This is a genomic window from Novosphingobium pokkalii (assembly GCF_014652855.1).
In the GTDB taxonomy this organism is placed as follows: domain Bacteria; phylum Pseudomonadota; class Alphaproteobacteria; order Sphingomonadales; family Sphingomonadaceae; genus Novosphingobium; species Novosphingobium pokkalii.
Genome location: NZ_BMZP01000006.1, coordinates 28031 through 44403, shown reverse-complemented (window position 1 = coordinate 44403; position 16373 = coordinate 28031). Strand labels below are relative to the sequence as shown.

Annotated in this window: 11 protein-coding genes; 6 read left to right on the top strand and 5 right to left on the bottom strand. The window is 68.9% G+C overall.

Annotation, left to right across the window (positions count from 1 at the left end; translation table 11 throughout):
- The first annotated feature begins 19 nt into the window (after nt 1-19).
- The 6 genes from IE191_RS07885 (at nt 20) to mmsB (ending at nt 8013) form a co-directional block, all read left to right on the top strand.
- Nucleotides 20-2458 carry a glycoside hydrolase family 3 protein gene (locus IE191_RS07885; protein WP_229815183.1) on the top strand — a complete coding sequence of 813 codons (2439 nt, stop codon included), beginning with the start codon at nt 20-22 and terminating at the stop codon, nt 2456-2458.
- Between the two features lie 24 nt (nt 2459-2482).
- Entirely contained in the window at nt 2483-3775 is a 1293-nt protein-coding gene (locus IE191_RS07880; protein WP_191323834.1) for a sugar MFS transporter, read from the top strand.
- 190 nt (nt 3776-3965) lie between these two features.
- Nucleotides 3966-5108 carry an acyl-CoA dehydrogenase family protein gene (locus IE191_RS07875; protein ID WP_191323833.1) on the top strand — a complete coding sequence of 381 codons (1143 nt, stop codon included), beginning with the start codon at nt 3966-3968 and terminating at the stop codon, nt 5106-5108.
- A complete protein-coding gene (locus tag IE191_RS07870) occupies nt 5105-6190 on the top strand; it encodes an enoyl-CoA hydratase/isomerase family protein (protein WP_191323832.1) in 1086 nt (361 codons plus the stop codon). Before IE191_RS07875 ends, IE191_RS07870 begins: the two co-directional genes overlap by 4 nt.
- Nucleotides 6187-6969, top strand: a complete 783-nt coding sequence (locus tag IE191_RS07865; protein WP_191323831.1) for an enoyl-CoA hydratase-related protein — start codon at nt 6187-6189, stop codon at nt 6967-6969. The genes IE191_RS07870 and IE191_RS07865 overlap by 4 nt, the downstream gene beginning before the upstream one ends.
- A 171-nt stretch (nt 6970-7140) precedes the next feature.
- Nucleotides 7141-8013 (top strand): 3-hydroxyisobutyrate dehydrogenase, encoded by an 873-nt coding sequence (gene mmsB / locus IE191_RS07860; RefSeq protein WP_191323830.1) that lies wholly within the window; start codon nt 7141-7143, stop codon nt 8011-8013.
- Here mmsB and IE191_RS07855 read toward each other — a convergent pair.
- Genes IE191_RS07855 through IE191_RS07835 form a run of 5 tightly spaced genes read right to left on the bottom strand, consistent with a single transcriptional unit; the run spans nt 8000 to nt 16259 of the window.
- Complete coding sequence (locus IE191_RS07855) at nt 8000-9019, bottom strand: GGDEF domain-containing protein (protein ID WP_191323829.1); 1020 nt, start codon at nt 9017-9019, stop codon at nt 8000-8002. The genes mmsB and IE191_RS07855 overlap by 14 nt on opposite strands.
- Nucleotides 9020-9029: 10 nt before the next feature.
- Entirely contained in the window at nt 9030-11474 is a 2445-nt protein-coding gene (locus IE191_RS07850; protein WP_191323828.1) for a hypothetical protein, read from the bottom strand.
- 40 nt (nt 11475-11514) lie between these two features.
- Nucleotides 11515-12393, bottom strand: a complete 879-nt coding sequence (locus IE191_RS07845) for a hypothetical protein (protein ID WP_191323827.1) — start codon at nt 12391-12393, stop codon at nt 11515-11517.
- 51 nt (nt 12394-12444) lie between these two features.
- On the bottom strand, nt 12445-13905 hold the full coding sequence (locus IE191_RS07840; RefSeq protein WP_191323826.1) for a glycoside hydrolase family 113 protein: 1461 nt from the start codon (nt 13903-13905) through the stop codon (nt 12445-12447).
- Nucleotides 13902-16259: a GH92 family glycosyl hydrolase gene (locus IE191_RS07835; protein WP_191323825.1), complete on the bottom strand. Its 2358-nt coding sequence runs from the start codon at nt 16257-16259 to the stop codon at nt 13902-13904. Before IE191_RS07835 ends, IE191_RS07840 begins: the two co-directional genes overlap by 4 nt.
- Nucleotides 16260-16373: the final 114 nt, after the last annotated feature.

Here is a 16373-nt window from a genome sequence, read left to right as displayed (position 1 = left end):
GCCCGAGAGAGGACCTGCCATGATCCCGCGCCGCCTGCTGCTGGCCGCCACCGGCCTGATGGCCCTGATTCAACCCGCGCTGGCCCAACCTGCACTGGCCAGCGCAGCGCCTCCGCTGCCCGCGCGCGCCACCGCCCATCCCGCGCAGTGGCCCGCTGCGCACAGCCCGGCAGCGATCACCGCCCCCGCCACCGAAGCGCGGATCACCGCGCTGCTCAAGCGCATGACGCTGGCGCAGAAGATCGGCCAGATGATCCAGGGCGATATCAGCTCGGTCACGCCGGCCGATCTGCAACGCTATCCGCTCGGCTCGATCCTGGCCGGCGGCAACAGCGGCCCTTATGGCAACGAGCGCGCCAGCGGGGCGGAGTGGGCGCGGCTGGTGGGCGAATATCGCGCCGCATCGGCCAAGGCGGGGGCGGGCATCCCGATCCTGTTCGGCGTCGATGCCGTGCACGGCCACAGCAACCTGCCCGGCGCCACGATCTTCCCGCACAACATCGGCCTTGGCGCGATGCACGATCCGGCACTGGTGCAGCGCATCGGCGCGGCCACGGCCGACGAGATTGCCGCCACCGGCATCGAATGGACCTTCGCTCCCACGCTGGCCGTGCCGCAAGACTTGCGTTGGGGCCGCAGCTATGAAGGCTATGCCGCCGATCCCGCGCTGGTCGCCGCCTATGGCCGCGCCATGGTCACCGGCCTGCAAGGCCCGCTGCGCGCAGGCCGCCCGGTCGATAGCACCCATGTGGCGGCCACCGCCAAGCACTACCTGGCCGATGGCGGCACGTTCGAGGGCAAGGACCAGGGCGATGCCCGCATCGGCGAGGCCGAACTCGTGGCCCGCCATGCCCAGGGCTACCCCGCCGCGATCGATGCCGGCGCGCTCACCGTCATGGCCAGCTTTTCCAGTTGGAACGGGGTGAAGAACCACGGCAACCGTTCGCTGCTCACCGATGTGCTCAAGGGCCGCATGGGCTTTGGCGGCTTCGTCGTGGGCGATTGGAACGGCCATGGCCAGGTCGAAGGCTGCACGGTCACGTCGTGCGCGGCCAGCTTCAACGCCGGGCTCGACATGGCGATGGCGCCCGATAGCTGGAAGGGCCTGTTTGACACCACGCTGGCCCAGGTGCAGCAGGGCGCGATTCCCATGGCGCGGATCGACGATGCCGTGCGCCGCATCCTGCGCGTGAAATTCAAGCTCGGGCTGATGGGGGCAGCCCCGGTCCTGCGCGGTGCGCCCGATCAGCTCGGCGCCCCCGCGCATCTTGCCGTGGCGCGCGAAGCGGTGGCCAAGTCGCTGGTCCTGCTCAAGAACAACGGCGGCCTGCTGCCGCTCAAGCCCGGCGCCAAGGTGCTAGTGGCGGGGCCGGGGGCCGACAGCATGGCGATGCAGGCCGGCGGCTGGACGATCACCTGGCAGGGCACCGACACCGCGGCCGCCGATTTCCCGCGCGGCGAGACGATCGGGCGCGGCCTGGTCGATGCCCTGGCCAAGGCCGGTGGCAAGGCCACCCTCTCGCCCGATGGGCAGTTCACCGACAAGCCCGACGTCGCCGTGGTCGTCTATGGCGAGGCGCCCTATGCCGAATTCCAGGGCGACGTGGCCAATCTCGCGTTCCGCCCGCGCCATGGCGAAGATGCGCTGATCGCCCGGCTCAAGGCCCAGGGCATTCCGGTGGTCTCGGTGTTCCTCTCGGGTCGGCCGCTGTTTGCCGGGCCGCTGCTCAATGCTTCCGACGCCTTTGTCGCGGCCTGGTTGCCCGGCACGCAGGGCGCCGGCGTGGCCGACGTTCTCGTGGCCGGGGCCAATGGCAAGCCGGCGCGCGATTTTGCCGGTACCCTGCCGTTCCCCTGGCCGGCCGATGCGCGCTCGCCCGTGACTGCGCCGCTGTTCCCGGCCGGCTATGGCCTGACTTATGCCCATGCCCAGTCGGTCGGCCCGGTCAACGAAGATCCGCGCGTCGATCTCTCGGCGGCCGCGAGCGACAACCTCTGGTTCAACCGTGGCGTGGCCCCGTCGCCCTGGCACCTCGGACTGGACAATGCCGTCACCGCGCGTTCGGTCGATCTCGCCGCGCAGGAAGATGCGCGGCAGTTCACCTGGGCCGCGCCCGGCGCGCTGGCCATCGACGGGCCGCCCGTCGATCTCACCCGCCAGGCCGACGAAGGCTTTGAAGTTCGGCTGGATTGGCGGATCGACGCGCTGCCGGCCGGGCCGATCAAGGTTTCGGTTGGCACGGGCAGCCTGGATGTGGCATCGCTCCTGCGTCTTGCGCCGCAGGGGGCCGTTACCCAGACACGAATTCCGTTGCGCTGTTTTGCCGATGCCGGCGCCAACCTCAAGGAGGTGGGCACCCCGCTTCGCATCACGGCGCCGCAGGGATTTGTCGTGACGCTCAGCAATGCGCGTGTCGAGGCAACTGGAAGCGTCGTTCCCTGCCCGCCCAAAGGGTGAGGGAGCGTTAGGAGAGACATCACCATGGCCCTTGCCCCCGATCTTGCTGCGGGCGCCCATCCCGACGGCCCGGACGGAGCCGCCCATATCGACGCCCCGCAGTTGCAGGTCTTCGTCATCGGGCTGTTCTTCATCTTTGGCGGGATCACTTCGCTCAACGACGTGATCATTCCCAAGCTCAAGGAACTGTTCACGCTGAACTACACCCAGGCGATGCTGGTGCAGTTCTGCTTCTTCACCGCCTATGCCGTGATCGGCATTCCCGGCGCCCGCCTGGTCAAGCGCATCGGCTACATGCGCGGCGCGGTCGTGGGTCTGCTGACGATGATGGCTGGCTGCCTGCTGTTCATCCCGGCTTCGCAAAGCGCCACCTATGGCGTGTTCCTGCTCGCGCTGTTCGTGCTGGCCAGCGGCGTGGTGGTGGTCCAGGTCGTGGCCAACCCGCTGATCTCGCTGCTTGGCCCGGCGCGCACCGCATCCAGCCGCCTGACTTTTGCCCAGGCGTTCAATTCGCTGGGCACCACGCTGTTTCCCTGGTTCGGCGCCGCGCTGATCCTCGGCAGCCTGGCCAAGGTTTCGGCCGCCGATCTCACCGGCCCGGCGCTCGATGCCTATCGCACGGCGGAAAGCGGCGCGATCGTGAAGGGCTATATCGGCCTGGCCGTCGCGCTGGCGCTGGTCGCGGCAGTGGTGTGGTCGTTCCGCAATCGCCTGCCGGCTGAAAAGCACACCCAATCCGGCGGTCTGGCCGGGCTCGATCTGCTCAAGCGCCCGCGCTTCGGCTTTGGCGCGCTGTGCATCTTCCTCTACGTCGGCGCCGAAGTCTCGATCGGCTCGCTGATCGTCAACTATCTGCGCCAGGCCCATGTCATGGGCCTGGAAGAAGCCGCTGCGGGCAAGCTCATCAGCGTCTACTGGGGCGGGGCCATGGTTGGCCGCTTCATCGGCTCGGCCGTGCTGCGCAAGGTTGCACCGGGCAAGGCGCTCGCGTTCAACGCGATCCTCGCGATTGCCTTGATAGCGCTGTCCACCCACACCAATGGCGTCGTGTCGGGCTACAGCCTGCTCGCCATCGGCCTGATGAACTCGATCATGTTCCCCACCATCTTCAGCCTCGCCTGCGAAAAGCTGGGCGCGCGCGCGGCCGATGGTTCGGGCATCATCAACGTGGCGATCTTCGGCGGCGCGGTCCTGCCGCTGCTGACCGGCGGCGTGGCTGACGTAACGCACAGCCTGGCACTGGCGCTGGCGATCCCGGCGGTCTGCTATGCGGTGATTGCCAGCTATGGCTGGTACGCGCGGCGACCGGTCGCCTGATCGGCCAGCGATCGGCCAGACTGGCAAACCTGCCAGTTGCATGCACGGGAAGGGGGCGCGACCATGGGGTCGTGTCCCCTTTTTTGCACAACCGATGCGACCAAAAAGGCATTTGTGCGCCTATCCCCGCTGGGCCATGGTGCCGCCAAACAGAACCACCGCCTTTGCTGCGGGAGCAGGAGCGCCCTTGATGTCTCAGGCATTTGCCCTGACCGAAGACCAGCTTGCCATTCAGGACATGACACGCCGGTTCACTGCCGAAGCGATCACCCCCCATGCCGCCCGCTGGGACGAGGAACACACGTTCCCGCGCGACGTGCTGCGCGCCACGGGCGAGCTGGGCCTGGGCGGCATCTATGTGTCCGAGGCGGGCGGCGGCGTCGGCCTCGGCCGGCTGGAAGCGGCCCTGGTGTTCGAGGCGATGGCCTATGGCTGCCCCACCACCGCCGCGTTCCTGTCGATCCACAACATGGCCGCCTGGATGCTCGACAGCTATGGCTCGCCAGAGCTCAAGGCGCAGCATCTCTCCGGCCTGCTGGCGATGGACAAGCTCGGCTCCTACTGCCTGACCGAGCCTGGCTCCGGGTCCGACGCGGCCGCGCTCGCCACCACCGCGCGGCTGGACGGCGATCACTATGTGCTCAATGGAACGAAGCAGTTCATTTCCGGCGGCGGGGTCAACGATCTCTACCTGATCATGGTCCGCACCGGGGAAGCCGGGCCGCGCGGCATTTCCTGCGTGCTGGTGGAAAAGGACACGCCCGGCCTGTCGTTCGGCGCGCCCGAACGCAAGCTCGGCTGGAATGCCTCGCCCACCGCGCAAGTGATCCTCGACAACGTGCGCGTGCCGGTCGGCAACCGCCTGGGGACAGAGGGCGAGGGGTTCCGCATCGCCATGGCCGGGCTCGATGGCGGGCGGCTCAATATCGGCGCCTGCTCGCTCGGCGGGGCGCAGCGCTGCCTGGATGAAGCCATCGCATACGTGAAAGAGCGCCGCCAGTTCGGCCGCGCCCTGGCCGAATTCCAGAACACCCAGTTCGTGCTGGCCGACATGGCCACCGAACTCGAAGCGGCGCGCGCGCTGCTCTATCTCGCCGCGGCCAAGGTCACTGCCGGTGCGCCGGACAAGACGCGCTTTTCCGCCATGGCCAAGCGCTTTGCCACCGATACCGGCTCGGCCGTGGTCGATCGCGCGCTCCAGATGTTCGGCGGCTATGGCTATCTGCGCGACTATCCGATCGAACGCTTCTGGCGCGACTTGCGCGTGCACCGCATTCTGGAAGGGACCAACGAAGTCATGCGCCTGATCGTGGGCCGGGACCTGCTGCAATGACCCCTGACGTGATCGTGCGCCGCGATGGCGCGGCCGGCATTCTCTCGCTCAACCGCCCGCGCGCGATCCACGCGCTGACTCTGCCGATGGTCAAGGCGATGACCGACGCGCTGCTCGCCTGGCGCGACGATCCGGCGATCACCGCCGTGATCATCGACCACGCGCCCGCGCCCGATGGCGATCCCAAGCTGTCGCGCGGGTTTTGCGCGGGTGGCGACATTGCCCTGCTGCGCGGCTCCGCGCTGGAAGACGGCGGCGCGCGCGGACGGGAATTCTTCTTCCACGAATACCGCCTCAACCACTTGCTGTTCACGTATGCCAAGCCGGTGGTGGCGTTCATGGACGGCATCACCATGGGCGGGGGCGTGGGCATTTCCCAGCCGGCGCGCTGGCGCGTGGCCACCGCCAAGACGCGCCTGGCCATGCCCGAGACCGGCATCGGCCTGTTTCCCGACGTGGGCGGCGGCTGGTATCTTTCGCGCCTGCAAGGCCGGCTGGGACAATATCTGGCACTGACCGGCGCGCGGCTCGACGGCGCCGAATGCCTCTGGGCGGGCCTTGCCACGCACTATCTGGACGAAGCCGCACTGGCCCAGGCCAAGGCCCGCATCGCGGCGGGCGAGAGCGTCGGCCAGGCGCTCGATGCCTTGGCCGCCACCCCCGGCCCGGCGCCGATCGCAGCGTGGGCGGAGGCCATCGCGCGCCATTTCAGCCATGACAGCCTAGCCGAAATCCTTGCCTCGCTGGCCCGCGATCCGTCGCCCTTCGCGCAGGAAACCCTGGCCACCTTGAACACCCGTGCGCCGTTTTCCTGCGCGGTGTCGCTGCGCCAGCTTGCCACCAGCCTGACCTTGCCTGATTTCGCGGCGAACATGGCGATGGAATACCGCATCGGCGGCCGCATGATCGTGCGGCCCGATTTTGCCGAAGGCGTGCGCGCGGTGATCGTTGACAAGGACAACAGCCCGCGCTGGAACCCGGCCAGCCCAGATGGCGTGGCGCCGGACGAACTCGATGCGATCTTTGCGCCGCTTTCGGTTAACAGGGATGGGCCGCAGCAAGAGGAATGGACCCCGTTATGAGCTATGAAACGATCCTGGTCGAAACCCAGGGCGCCGTCACGCTGATCACGCTCAACCGGCCGCAGGCGCTCAATGCCTTGAGCAGCCAGGTGCTGGCCGACCTGATCACCGCCTTTGCCGCGTTCCAGGCCGATCCGGCACAGCGCTGCGCGGTCCTGACCGGCAGCGGCGACAAGGCCTTTGCCGCCGGGGCCGATATCAAGGAAATGGCCGACAAGCCGGCGGCCGAATTCTATGCCGAGGATTTCTTCGAAGGCTGGACCAGCAAGCTGGTCAAGGCCACGCGCAAGCCGTGGATCGCGGCGGTCAACGGCTTTGCCCTGGGCGGTGGCTGCGAACTGGCGATGATGGCCGATTTCATCATCGCCAGCGAGAACGCAAAGTTCGGCCAGCCGGAAATCAAGCTGGGCGTGGCGCCGGGCATGGGCGGCTCGCAGCGCCTGGCCCGCGCCGTGGGCAAGGCCAAGGCGATGGACATGTGCCTGACCGGGCGGATGATGGACGCCGCCGAAGCCGAACGCGGCGGCCTGGTCAGCCGCGTGGTGCCGCACGCCGATCTGCTGCCCGAAGCGCTGAAAGCCGCGCAGACCATTGCCGCCATGCCGCCGCTGGCCGCGCTGATGAACAAGGAAATGGTCAACCTGGCGTTCGAAACCACGCTGGACCAGGGCCTGCTGGCCGAACGCCGCATGTTCCAGGTGCTCACCGCCACGCAGGACAAGGCCGAAGGCATGGCCGCTTTCGTGGAAAAGCGCGCCGGCGTCTGGCAGGGGCGTTGACCATCCGATCGGGATTTCCGGCCAGCCGGAAATCCCGATGTTCGGCACCAGCCCGCTCCCCCACCCGGCCTCCCACAGGATAGCACCGCTGGAAGGCCAGGCGGGGGAGCGGGCCGATGCCGAACGCCGCTTCGATCAATACCAGCAATGCTTACAACGGGAGAGGCTGCCATGGCGGCAATTGCATTCATTGGCCTGGGCAACATGGGCGGCGGCATGGCCGCCAACCTCGCCAAGGCGGGCCACCAGGTGCGCGCGTTCGATCTGTCCGCGCCCGCGCTCGCTGCCGCGCAGGAAGCGGGCTGCACGCCCTGTTCCACCGTGGCCGATGCCGTGACAGGCGCCGACGTGGTGGTGACGATGCTGCCCAACGGGGCTATCGTGGGTGACGTGATCGAAAACCAGGTGATCGGCACGGCCCCAGCCGGCGCCCTGCTGATCGATTGCTCCACCATCGATGTCGCCACTGCGCGGCGGCTGGCCGAGGTGGCGAGCGCGGCGGGCCACCCGATCGTGGATGCCCCGGTTTCCGGCGGCATCGCGGCGGCGCGCGGCGGCACGCTGACGTTCATGGTCGGCGGCACGGATGCGGCATTCGCGGCGGCCGAGCCGATCCTGGCGGCGATGGGCAAGGCGGTGATCCATGCCGGCGCCGCCGGTGCCGGGCAGGCGGCCAAGATCTGCAACAACATGCTGCTGGGCGCGACGATGGTGGCCACCTGCGAAAGCTTCCGCCTCGCCGAACGGCTGGGGCTGGACTTGCAGACGTTCTACGACATCGCGTCAAAGGCGTCCGGCCAGTCTTGGTCGATGACCAGCTATTGCCCGGTGCCCGGCGTCGGCCCGCAGACCCCGGCCGACAACGGCTATCAGGGCGGCTTTGCCACGGCGCTGATGCTCAAGGACTTGCGCCTGGCGATGGGTGCGGCGGAAGAGGCCGGCGCACCGGTGCCGATGGGCCACCTGGCGGAAAAGCTCTATGCCGCGTTTGCCGCCGATGGCCATGCCGGGCAGGATTTTTCGGCGATCATCAAGACACTGTGACCGCTTCCCGGCGCCGCCGCTTGTCTTCGTACATAGCGGCGTCGGCCAGGCGCAGCGCGTCTTCTGGCGTCAGGGTGCGCGGATCGGCGCTGATCACGCCCACGCTGGCGCCGGGATAGGCGATCCGGCAGGTTTCCAGATCGTATTCCCCGCAGGTCAGCGGCGTGAGCCGGGCGTGCCAGGCATGAACCGCGCCTTGCGGGCCGTCATCCAGCGGCGGGCCAAGCCCGATCGCCACGAATTCATCGCCGCCCAGGCGGCCGATGCAATCGGCGTTGCGCAGCCCCGCTTCCAGGCGGCGGCCGATCTGCACCAGAAAGCGATCGCCGGCGTCATGGCCGTGCTGGTCGTTGATCGCCTTGAAACCGTCCAGGTCCAGGAAGGCGACCAGCACCGTGCGCTCCACCCGCCGCGCCATGGCAAACAGGCGCTCCATCTCGTGCAGCAGGGCGCGACGATTGGGCAGGCCGGTCAGCGGATCGGTGCGCGATTGCCGCTCCAGTTGTCGGTTGGCTTCGTGCAACTGTGCCAGCAGTGTTTCGCGTTCGATCTGGCGCAGGATCAGCATGCCGAACAGCGTCAGCACCTGGCGGCCCTCTTCGGTCACCGGCGTGGGCGTGCGGCTGGTGCCGCACAGCGTGCCCACCAGCGTGCCGTCTGCCAGGCGCAGCGGCGTGGTGATATAAGTCGCGATCTTCAGCGCCTTGGCCGCCTCCACTTCGGGCCAGCAGGCGCTGACGTCGGTGCACACCAGATGGTCCTGCGCCAGCGCACGGCGGCACAGCGTGTCATGCCAGGGCACCGAGAAGTTTTCCGGAATGTCCATGCCCCGCCCGTTGCAGGCGTACAGCACTGTCTGCACCCCGGCGGCTTCGTCCACGCGGGTGAGATAGGTACTTTCCAGCCCGGTCACGCGCTGCAACAGCTCCAGCAGCGCGCGGGTCAGGGATTCGGTGGTGTTGGCGTCCTGAACGGTTTCCGAGATGCGGGTGAACAGATCATCCATGGCGCAAGTCTTACCCCGGATTGGCGGGCAATGTCACCTTGGCTTGTGGAGCGTCGCGCAGGCGCAGGTGTAGCGCGCCATCGGCCGGGCGCGGCACTTTCAGGCTCGATCCGGTAAAGCCCGGCTGCACCGTGACGGCGCGGGTGAAATCCCCATCTGCCCCCACGGCATCGAGCAGGAACAGGTTGCGCCCGGTCAGCGTGCAAGGCAGCGAGCCGCCGCTGTCGCAGGCAAAGCCGGTGATGCGCGGCAGCCGCGCCATGGTGGCCAGCGGCTGCCAGGCGCCAAGCTGGCCATCGCCCTTGACCAGGCGATAGCGCAGCGGGCCAAAGCTGGCGGGCGGCAGGTCGGCCGCGCGCATCGTTGCCACCAGCACGCTGGGGTCCGTGGCCATCAGGCCCTTGGCCGTGGTCAGGCGCAGGCCGGTCTGGGTTCCGGCCGGCGCCACTTCGATGGCATCGCTGCTCGCCAGCGTGGTGTTGGCCCCGGCGCGCACGGAAAAGACCAGTTCGGCGTCTTCGGGCAAGAGGTCGTCAGAGGCGAAGCGCAGCGCGCGCGTGCCCGGCGGCACCGGCGCGGCGTTGACCGTGCGGCTGATCAGGTCGATGCGCGGGCGGGCCGGGCCGATCCGGATCGACACCGCCTGGGTGCGCCCGTCGTCCAGCTTGATCTGGGCCTTGGCGGTGGTGCCGGCATCGCCCGCACGGGCATTGCCGGTGACGGCCAGGTGCAGGCGGTCGATCCGCCCGTCGCGCACCAGGCCATCGGGGCGGAACTCGGCATCGCCCAGGCTCAGCGAAACGACCTGTTCCAGACGCTGCCCGGTGATCATCGCTTCGCTGTCGCCGGCACGGATATCGACCGAATCGATCCGGCTGCTTTCCGCCCGCGCGCGCAGCGTGACGCTGGCCGGGGTGCCCAGGCTCTGCTGGTGCACATCCAGGCGCAGTTCGCCGGTCTCGCCTTCGGCCAGCGGCACGGTCACGGCGAGGTGGGTGGCATCCACGGCGCGGAACGTGACGCTGCGGCTCGTGGCGCTGTTGCCCAGGCGCAGGCTGACATCGTCGACGCAGCCCGGCGCGGGGCCTTCCAGGATCACTTCGTTGTCGCGCCCGGCCACCAGCGCCCCGGTGGCGCCGGCGGCGCGCGCCCAGGTGCCGCCATCGGGCCGCTGCACCACGTAGTCCGGCCCTTCGAACGGATCAAAGCCCCAGCGCCCATGCATGTGCATGGCCAGCGTGGCGCCCGGCGGCAGGCTGTCGGCCACCACGGCATAGCCGCCCTGATCGGGGCGGGGTCGCAAGGGAAACTCGCGGGTGGATCCGTCGGGCGCGGTCACTTTCACCGCCATGTCATGGGCATAGGCCGTGGCAAAGACCAGCGGCGCCCCTTCCACCGGCAGCACCAGGGCATTGCCCGGCGCGCAGATCGGCCCCTTGGTGGGATTGCGCAGTTGCGGCGGGCTGTCGGCGCCGATCGCCGGCATCGCCATGACCATCACCGACTTGGGCTTGTTGAACGACGGCGCGGTGTTGAGTTTCAGCGAGGCGGTTTCGCCATGCAGTTCCGAAAGCGTGGGCAGGTAATTGAACTGCGGGTTGCTGAACGCGCCGAACACTTTGGCCAGATCGCGCACCACGCCGATGTAGGGGCTGTAGAGGCCCGCGCCGCCTTGGGTGGTGGTGCTTAGCGACAGGGCCAGCGTGGTCGGCGCGCCGGTCAGCGTGTCGGTCAGCGAATTGGTGTGGATGTCGCTCAGCACCAGGGTGTCGCGATCGTCCACCAGGCACGAGGCCTGCTGGTCCACCACCTTGGACAGGCAATCCTCGTTGAGCTTGATGCCCAGGCTGCGCGCCAGGTTGGGCGCCTGGCGCTGGAGGTCTTCGGGATGGGTGGCGTTGTCGCCGTTGATCGCGCTGACAAAGGCGATCAGGCGTGCGTGATCGAGCGAAGCCTGGTTGAGATCCTGGCTGGCGCGCACGAATTCGCCGGGCTTGCCGCGCACCGCATCGATCAGCGTGCCTTGCGCGCCGTTGGTTTCCGGCACGATCAGCACCACCATCTGCCGCGCGCCCTTGGGCACGGTCAGGTTGAGCGAATGCTCGCTGGCCTTGTCCTTCCAGGTGCGGGCCACGCCGATCCATTCGCGCGGCGGGGGATTGGTGGCGCCGCGCAGGAACGCGGAAACGACCATCAGGTGCGCCCCCTGGTCACCGGGCAGCGCGGCCGAGATCTTGAGCGTGTCGCCCTCGGCCAGGCTGGGCACGCTGCCGATCGGCAGGTCCTGCCCGTTGCGCGTGACCATCACCTTGATATCCGGCCCGATCAGTTCGAACCGGGAATCCGCCGCCTGCGCCCCGCCGGCCGGCAGGGCCACGGCGAGACTGGCCAGAGCCAGTGCCGAAGCGGTTGAACGAAAACGTAAAAGGCCCGAGGCAAGGGATCTGGCAAACATCATCCGCGATTGTGTCCGCTATCGAGGGAAGGTCAAGCCATTATGGCCCCTGCCAGCGCCCTTCGCAGCGCAACTGGTCGGATATCGGCACCAGCCAGGTCTCGGCCACCTGCTGCCCGCGTCCGCTGCCGCCTGCGCCGGCCTGGCCGACGAACGCCAGCGAAAGCCGGCCTTGCGCGGTAAGCGCGGGGGGAATCGGCACTTCGACAAAGGCCGGATTGGCGGGGCGCTGCTGCGGCGGCAGGATTTGATGGCCATTGGCCTCGATTGCCATCGCCCGCCAGTAATCCTCCCCGGCCCAGGTGAAGCGCAGGCACCAGGCTCGCCCGCGCGGCAGGCGATAGGCCAGCCGCAGCGGGTTTTCATAAAGCGTCTCGGCATAGGTCAGCGCCGCAAGCGGCCAGCCATCGGCCGGCAGGTGATCGGCCACGCCCAGGATCGCGCTGCGGCGCCCTTGCGGATCGGCCAGCTCGCCTGCGCCGCGCACCAGATGGGGCTGCGCGCCGGGCATGCCGAGGTCATCGTAAAGCGCGTGATGGCGCACGTCTGCGCGATCTGCCAGCGCCTGCAACAGGGCGACGCGAGTGGCTTCGTCTCGCGACCGTTCCGCCTGCGCCAGCCGTGGCAGCAGGAACGCCCGGTCGGTCAGGTCGGCCATGGCGCGATCGAGATTGGCGCCGCGCTCCCAGTTCGACGCACCATAGCGGGCAACGCTCAGTTGCATCCGCGCCCGGTCCCACAGCCGCGCCGCCAGCGCTTCGAGCTGATGATACAGCGCCAGTGTCGCGGGTGGCTCGCCCGGCGCCAGCGCGCGGCGCGCCTCTGCCAGGGCCTGCGGGCTGCCGGTCTGCCCGGCCTTTGCCAAGGCAGCGCGCGCGGCCCGATCGGCCGCCTTGGCCGCAGCCCAGCGCCGCGCCACCAGCGCATCATAGACCGCGCGATAGCGATAGAGATCGATCCGCCAATCGGCCTAGGCCGCCGGGCGCAGCGCGCGGCTGGCCGCGAGCGTGCGGGCAGTCGCCGGGTTGCGCGCCGGATCGCCCTGCCAGTCCCGCTCCAGCGCGGCGGGCAGGGCGGCAAAGCGATCGTCACCGATGAAGCGGCGGGCATGGGCCAGCGCGATGGCGCGGGGCCGGGCGCGCGGGTTCCACGCCAGGGCCAGCCACTGCGCCAGGTTCCAATCGTCGTTCACGCCTTCGGAATAGGCGATGAAGCCGCGCGTGCCCGGCGCCTGATCGGCAAAGGCGGCGGCCATGGCGCGCGGGCGCGGATCGACCGGCTCGCGCCCCTGCGTCAGCGCAAAGGCCGGGTGCCAGGCCTGCACCGGCAGTTGCGCATGCATGGCATGGGCCGTGTCGGGATAGAGCTCCAGCGGCACCACGCCGCCCAGCAGCGCGCGATGCCGGGCGATCGAAGTGCGGGTCTGCGGGCCGACGAACACCGCCGAAAGCCAGGGCGGCCGCTGCTGCACCTGTGCCACGAAAGCGGCAAAGCCCGCTGCATCGAACCCCTGCGAAGACACCAGCATCTCCGCCGCCGGAAAGCGCGCGTGCAAGGGCGCGGCCAGCGTGCCGAGCAGGGCAAAGAGCGGCGCAGGCGCGGTGTGACCGGGATCGCCGCCGGGGAAATAGACCGCATCGAGCGCGGGGAAATCCGCGATCAGCGCAGCAAAGTCGGCCTGTTCGGCGGCCACGTCGGCCGGCTTGGCATAGTCGCGCAGCAGCGGATAATAGAGCGCCACTTGCAGCCCCAGGACATGGGCCGCGCGCGCGGTTGCCAGGATCGCGTCTCGCGCCGGCACCGGGGCAAGCGGCGATACGGCGGCATCGTCCGACACCGGCGCCACCAGTTGCACGCGGTTGGCGCCCATCAGTGCCAGGTCTTCCACCTGGCGCGCCAGCATCGCCGGGGTCCAGGCATCGAAGCTGTTGTTCTTGGCGCGAATGCCGATCTGGTCCCCCCGGATCGCCAGGGCCGGGGCGCTGTGGATCGGACCATGGAGCGCGAGGCGGACATGCTGCCTCGTCGCGCCAGTGCCCTTCGACAAGCTCAGGGCGAACGGGTGGTGGGGAGAGACGATTCCGCTAATATTACCACCGTTCGGGCTGAGCTTGTCGAAGCCCCCTCGCGCACCATCGCGCTCGATCAAGTGGCCCAGGATCCACCCCGCAGCATAGGCCGCGCTGCGCGCCTGGCCCACCTGCACCGTGATCGTGCGGCCATGGCGCGCCAGGGCAAAACCTTCACCCAGCGCGGGCGCGGTTTCAAACCGCAGCGTGACCGGGCAATCGGGCGCGGGATCGATCCCCCGCTCGTGCAGGCGCCGCGCCAGCAGGTCTGCCCCGGCGCGCGCCGGCGCATCCGCCACGATGCAGGCGCCGGAAAGACTGGGCGCCGCCGCCAATGCGAAGAAGGCCAGCGCCGCGCTCACGAGGCGGCTTGCGGCCTGTCTGCCGCCGCGCGGGCAAAGCCCCGGTCGGGCTCGGCCTGCATGTGAAACACCAGGCGCCCGCCCGCGATCAGTTCGTCATGGCGCAGCCACGCGCGGGTGAGCGGCTGGCCGTTCCATTCCACTTTGCCGTAATAGGGCCGGTCCGGCCCCTGGCCGCGCGCCTCGATCACCAGTTCGCGCCCCTTGCCCACCTGCACGCGCGCGCTATCGAACAGCGGGCTGCCCAGCACATAGACCGCGCTGACCGGATCGACCGGATAGAAACCCAGCGCGGAAAGGATGAACCACGCGCTCATCTGCCCGCAATCGTCGTTGCCGATGATGCCGTCGGGCTTGTCGGTATACATCGTGGTGAGCAGGCGGCGCACCATGCGTTGCGTCTTCCAGTGCGCGCCGCACCAGGCATAGAGATAGGCCACGTGGTGCGAGGGTTCGTTGCCATGGGCATATTGGCCCAGCATGCCCGAAATATCCGGCGGCGCGCCCTTGGGCAGCGTGGAAGGCGCGGCAAACAGCGCATCGAGCTTGGCCTCGAACGCGGCGTCCCCGCCCATCGCGGCAATCAGGCCGGGCACGTCGTGCTGGTTGAGGAACGTGGCCTGCCAGCCGTTGCTTTCGGTATAGTCGCGCCACTTTGACGAGTGGCCCAGTTGCACCGGGTCATAGGGGCTGGTCCAGGTGCCGTCGGCCAGGCGCGGGCGGGCAAAGCCCACGCTGGCATCGAACACGTTGCGCCAGTTGCCGCTGCGCTGTTCCAGGTGCGCGGCATCCTGCACGGCACCGGCCGCGCGCGCGATCCTGGCGGCGGCATAGTCGTCATAGCTGTATTCCAGCGTGCGGCTGACGCTTTCAAACACCAGGTCGGCCGGCACATAGCCAAGCTGGTCATAGAACGGGATGCCCAGCGAATTGTCCTGCGTGGGCGTGGTGAAATCCAGCGCGCGGCGGCGGATGCCCGGCCATGCGGCGGCATAGTCGGCGGGAATGCCCTTGGCCATGCCTTCGGCCAGCACGGGCACGGCATGCCAGCCGATCATGCAGCCGGTTTCCACCCCCTGCAAGGGCCAGACCGGCGGGCCATAGGGGCTCTGCTGCGTCTGGCGGATCAGGTCGGCCATCATCGTGGCGGCGTGGGCCGGGCGGATCAGCGTCTGCAAGGGATGGAACGCGCGATAGGTGTCCCACAGCGAATAGGCGCTATAGGCCGCTTCGCCCCGGGTCAGGGTGTGGACCTGGCGATCGAGGCCGATGGTGCGCCCGTCCACATCGCTCAGCAGCGTGGGGCCCAGCGCGGCGTGGTATTGCGCGGTGGCCATGATGGTTTGCTGCGCGGGCGTGCCGCCGCTCACGGTGATGCGCGCCAGTTCCCCGGCCCAGGCGGTTTCGGCCGCGCGGGCATAGGCGTCGAAATCGAAATGCGGCGCTTCGGCGGCCAGGTTGGCGCGGGCGCCGGCAATGTCCACGGCAGAAATGCCGGTGCGGATCACGATCGGCGCTGCCCCGGCATCGGGGAACCAGGCCACCGCTTTCAACCGCTTGCCGCTGATCGCCCGCGCATCGTGGGGAGCAGGCGCATTGTCGTCGCCAAAGAATTCGATCCGCGCCGGGGCGCGCGAAAACTGCATGGCGAAATGGATCCGCCGCCCCTTGGCCCAGCGCCACACCCGGCGCGTGCCCACCAGCGTGCCATCGGGCAGCCATTCCAGCGCGGCGGCATCGATCAGCGGCGGAAAATCCGAACTGTCGAGCACCAGGTGCGACAAGTCGATCAGCAGGTGCCCTTCGCCGGCAGGATAGCTGTGGCGCTGGATGCCGGTGCGCAAGGTGGCGGTCAATTCGCTGGTCACGCCGTTTTCCAGCGCGACGCGGTAGAACCCGGGGCGCGCTTCCTCGCGGGCGTAGCGCAGGCGATAGCCGTGATCCGGCCCCTGCCACGTCTTGGGATCGAGCGGGCCGGGATCGAGCCGCAAGGGTCCGCGCGCGGGCACGACCAGCACATCGAGCATGTCACCGATGCCGGTGCCCGAAAGATGGGTGTGCGAAAAGCCGAGCAGCGAGGGATCGCCGTGGTGATAGCCCGAGCAGGTATCCCAGCGCGCCGTGTCGGTATCCGGGCTCACCTGCACCATGCCGAACGGCAGACTGGCGCCGGGGAAGGTGTGCCCGTCGCCGCCCGTGCCGATGAACAGGTCGGGCTGGTTGCCGCCAGCGCTCGTGCCACCGCGCCGCGTTGCGGCCAGCGCCGGGGCCGATGAACCGGCCAGCAGCGCCATGTGGCACGTGGCACGAAGCAGGCTGCGGCGGGCAACGGGAAGCTTTGCTGGACAGTTCATCGCGGGTTCCGGGCAAGCGGGGTCAGGACATGGCAACGCCTGCCGGAGCGGAGCTTCCGACAGGCGTTGCGAGGGGCCCATGGCAAGGGAGGAGACATGCCATGGGCGTTCGAG

Coding starts and splice junctions, on each gene's coding strand:
- IE191_RS07850 (WP_191323828.1), bottom strand. CDS start 11,474: ATGTTTGCCAGATCCCTTGCCTCGGGCCTTTTACGTTTTCGTTCAACC.
- IE191_RS07835 (WP_191323825.1), bottom strand. CDS start 16,259: ATGAACTGTCCAGCAAAGCTTCCCGTTGCCCGCCGCAGCCTGCTTCGT.
- IE191_RS07855 (WP_191323829.1), bottom strand. CDS start 9,019: ATGGATGATCTGTTCACCCGCATCTCGGAAACCGTTCAGGACGCCAAC.
- IE191_RS07870 (WP_191323832.1), top strand. CDS start 5,105: ATGACCCCTGACGTGATCGTGCGCCGCGATGGCGCGGCCGGCATTCTC.
- mmsB (WP_191323830.1), top strand. CDS start 7,141: ATGGCGGCAATTGCATTCATTGGCCTGGGCAACATGGGCGGCGGCATG.
- IE191_RS07880 (WP_191323834.1), top strand. CDS start 2,483: ATGGCCCTTGCCCCCGATCTTGCTGCGGGCGCCCATCCCGACGGCCCG.
- IE191_RS07875 (WP_191323833.1), top strand. CDS start 3,966: ATGTCTCAGGCATTTGCCCTGACCGAAGACCAGCTTGCCATTCAGGAC.
- IE191_RS07885 (WP_229815183.1), top strand. CDS start 20: ATGATCCCGCGCCGCCTGCTGCTGGCCGCCACCGGCCTGATGGCCCTG.
- IE191_RS07865 (WP_191323831.1), top strand. CDS start 6,187: ATGAGCTATGAAACGATCCTGGTCGAAACCCAGGGCGCCGTCACGCTG.